1 protein-coding gene is annotated in these 4,051 nt (G+C 71.6%); it reads left to right on the top strand.

Annotated elements, in window-relative coordinates:
• Positions 1-364: 364 nt before the first annotated feature.
• On the top strand, positions 365-3,940 hold the full coding sequence (locus ACFWH7_RS05265; RefSeq protein WP_378215403.1) for a LamG-like jellyroll fold domain-containing protein: 3,576 nt from the start codon (positions 365-367) through the stop codon (positions 3,938-3,940).
• Positions 3,941-4,051 lie beyond the last annotated feature (111 nt).

Raw genomic sequence — 4,051 nt, 5'->3', positions numbered from 1 at the left:
GCCCGCCCGGGGGCCGTCCGACTGCCCCTCCCTCACCCCCCGCTGACCCACCCCCCCCCGTCGCCGAACCCGGGGTCGCTCCTCACCTGAGCCGTCGGGTGAGGAACGATCCCGGGTTCGGCGTCTCACGGGGTCCACCGGGCGGGGTGGAGATGTGGCGTGCTGTGACCTGTTGTCTTTTTCTGGTGGAAGTTGTTTGATTCTGGGGAGACGTCGTGCGGTGCGCCAAGGAGGGTGACCGCCGGACACGGGTGCCCGGTATGCCGCCGCGTCGGAGCAGTCCCTGGATTCACTCGACGAGGAGGAAGCACGGATGCAGTCCATGACAGCGGTAGCACCCCCGCGGGGCAGACCGGCGAGGATCGTGGCGGCGGCGTTGGCCGCCGCGCTCACGGTCCCCCTGGCCGTGGCGACGGCGGTCGGGGCGACCGCGACCCCGGCGGCCACGACCACGGACGAGGCGGGCGCGCAGGACGTCGCGGCCCAGGACCTCGCGCTCGACAACGGGCTCAAGGGCGAGTACTTCCTGTCCGGCGGCCCCGGCTGGCCGCTCACCGACCTCAAGGCCACGATCCCCGACCAGCGGATCGAGTTCCCCAACCTGGTCCCGACGTTCGCCGAGCTCACTGGCCGCGGTGAGCGCACGTCCGCGCGCTGGACGGGCCAGATCACGCCGGACTACAGCGAGGCGTACACGTTCTCCGCGATCGGCGACAACGGCTTCCGGCTGTGGATCGACGACCAGCTCGTCATCGACCACTGGGTCGACGACTGGGACGTCGAGCAGACCTCCGCTCCGGTCCAGCTCCAGGCGGGCCAGGAGTACTCGTTCCGCATGGAGATGTTCCAGAACACCGGCGGCGCGCACCTCCGGTTGCGGTGGCAGAGCCCGTCGCAGGAGCGTGAGATCGTGCCGACCGACGCGTTCACCTACCCCGACGACTTCGTCGTCTTCCCCGCGCAGGCCGCGCTCGAGAGCGACGGCACGAGCCTCAACGTGACGTTCCAGGGTGCGGCGGGCGGCGTCGACGAGAGCCTCGTCGACCACCTCAAGGTCCAGGTGGACCAGCTCGCGTGGCCCGTCGCGCAGGTCGCGGCACAGGGCGACGTCCTGGGCATCACGCTCGCCGAGCCCGTCGACCGCGCGTCGACCGCGCGCCTCGTCTACGACGGCGAGGGCGACCTCACCGTCGGTGGCGAGAAGGTGGGCTCGCTCAACCTGCCGATCACCAACGGGTCCGACTTCCGGATCCAGACCCCGTGGGCCGACGACTTCGACCCGACCAACCCCCTGCCGGAGTACCCGCGCCCGCAGCTCACGCGCGACGCGTGGCAGAACCTCAACGGCGTCTGGCAGTTCGAGGCGGCGGAGTCCGACGACGCCGTGCCGAGCGGCCGCGACCTCGACGAGGAGATCGTCGTCCCCTACGCGGTCGAGTCCGCGCTGTCGGGCATCGAGCGGCGCGAGGACGACATGTTCTACCGCCGCACGTTCGAGGTGCCGCAGGGATGGGACGTGGGGCAGTCGTCGTCCGGAGCCAACCGCCTGCGGATCAACTTCGGCGCGGTCGACTACGTTGCCACCGTGTACGTCAACGGCACCGAGGTCGGCACGCACCGCGGCGGGTACGAGGCGTTCTCGGTGGACGTCACCGACGCGCTCGTCGAGGGCGCCGAGCAGGAGCTCGTGGTGCGCGCCGTGGACACGACGGACGGCAGCAACCAGGCCGTCGGCAAGCAGACGCTCAACCCGGGCGGCATCTTCTACACCCCGACGTCGGGCATCTGGCAGACGGTGTGGATGGAGCCGGTCCCGACCGCGGCGATCGACGCCGTGGTCACGACGCCCGACGTCGAGGCGGGCGTGCTCGCGGTGACCGCGCAGTCGGCCTCCGCGTCCGACGACGCCGAGGTGACCGCCGTCGTGCGGGACGCCGAGGGCGCCGAGGTCGGCACCGTCACCGGCGCCGCGAACGAGCTGCTCGCGGTCGAGATCCCGGACGCGCACCTGTGGTCGCCCGAGGACCCGTACCTCTACGACGTCGACGTCACGCTCACCGACGGCGGCTCCACCGACACGGTGGCCTCGTACGCGGGCATGCGCTCGATCGAGGTCTCCGAGGTGGACGGCGTCCAGCGCATCCTGCTCAACGGCGAGAACACCTTCCTCATGTCGACGCTCGACCAGGGCTACTGGCCGGACGGCATCTACACGCCGGCGTCCGACGAGGCGTACGTGTTCGACATCCAGGCCCACAAGGACCTGGGCTTCAACACCCTGCGCAAGCACATCAAGGTCGAGCCGGCGCGGTTCTACTACCACGCCGACACGCTGGGCCTGATGATCTGGCAGGACATCCCCAGCGGCTGGTTCAACAACGGCGACACGAACCCGGCGTCCCGCGTCTTCTGGGAGCAGGAGATGAAGGACATCATCGACCAGCACCGCTCGGTGCCGTCGATCGTCGGGTGGGTCACCTTCAACGAGGGCTGGGGCGAGTGGAACCTCGGCGACACGGCGCGGATCGGCAGCACGATCGACGAGTACGACCCGAGCCGCATCCTCAACACGCACTCGGGCTACAACTGCTGCGCGTCCAAGGGTGACTCCAAGACGGGCGACATCATCGACTGGCACCAGTACACCGGCCCGGCACTGCCGAAGCCGGACGCCACGCGCGCCGCGATCGACGGCGAGCACGGCGGCTTCTCGATGAGCGTCCCGGGCCACATGTGGCCGGGCGTGTCCGCCAACCCGTACGGCGGCGTCGCGAACAGCGAGGCGCTGACCGACGCGTACGTGCAGAACACGGAGAAGCTCGTGCGGCCGGCGCAGTGCTACCTGTCCGGCTCGGTGTACACGGAGATCTCCGACGTCGAGAACGAGCTCAACGGCTTCTACACGTACGACCGCCGCGTGCTCAAGATGGACGCCGCGCGCGTCAAGGACGTCAACGAGCGCGTCATCGAGGCGGCGAAGCAGGGCTCCGCGCCCGTCGACCCGGGCACCCCGGGCCTGACCGGCACGGGCCGTTGGTCGTTCGACGAGGGCCAGGGCACGACGGCGGCCGACGGCGTGGGCGACCACGCGGCGTCGGGCACGGGCACCTGGGTCGCCGGTCACGGCGACAGCGGGTCCGCGATCAAGCTCAACGGCACGAACCAGTCGTTCACGACCGAGGGGCCCGTCGTCGACACGACCGGCTCGTACACCATCTCGGCGTGGGCGCAGCTCGACAAGACGCCCGGCGGCGCGTGGTCGACGATCGTCGGCCAGGACTCGTCGCTCGGCTCGAGCGCGTTCTACCTCCAGTACGGCGGCGGCGGCCGGTGGGCCTTCTCCTACGAGGGGGAGCCGCGGGCGGAGTACGTCGTGCAGCCCGTGCTGGGCGACTGGTACCACGTCGTGGGCGTCCGCGACGCGGCCGACCAGAAGCTCAAGCTCTACGTCAACGGCGAGCTCGTCGGCCAGTCCGACGTGTGCGGCGGCACCACGCCGTCCGGCCCGCTGACGATCGGGCGCGGCCAGTGGAGCGGCAACCCCGTCGACTACTGGCCGGGCACGATCGACGACGTGCGCGTCTTCGACCGCGCGCTGTCCGACGCCGAGGTCGCCCAGGTCTACGCCGGCGACGACGGCGAGGAGCCGACGCTCGACGTGACCGTCACCGCGCAGACGCGCTGCCTCGCGGGCAAGGCCTACGTGGCCGTGCGCGCGACGAACGGCGAGGAAGTCCCCGTGGACGTCGCCCTCGCCACGCCGTTCGGGACCAAGGCGTTCAGCGCCGTGGCCCCGGGGGCGAACGCGTACCAGTCGTTCGCGGTGCGCGGCACGTCCGTCGAGGCGGGCGAGGCGACGATCACCGCGTCGGCCACGGTCGACGGCGAGCAGGTCACCACGGAGCTGGTCGCGCCGTACGACGCGACCACCTGCGGCTGACCGGTACTGCCGAGCCCCGGGGGGGGGGGCCGCCCCGCGACGCGGCCGGGGGGCCGCCCCCCCCCGGGGGGGGGCGCGGCCCCGCGGCGGCGGGGCGGCGCGGCGCGGGGA

The organism is Cellulosimicrobium cellulans (genome assembly GCF_042723955.1).
Taxonomy (GTDB): Bacteria; Actinomycetota; Actinomycetes; order Actinomycetales; family Cellulomonadaceae; genus Cellulosimicrobium; species Cellulosimicrobium cellulans_H.
Note: the sequence above shows the minus strand (reverse complement) of the source record. Positions and strands in the feature narration are given on the sequence as shown.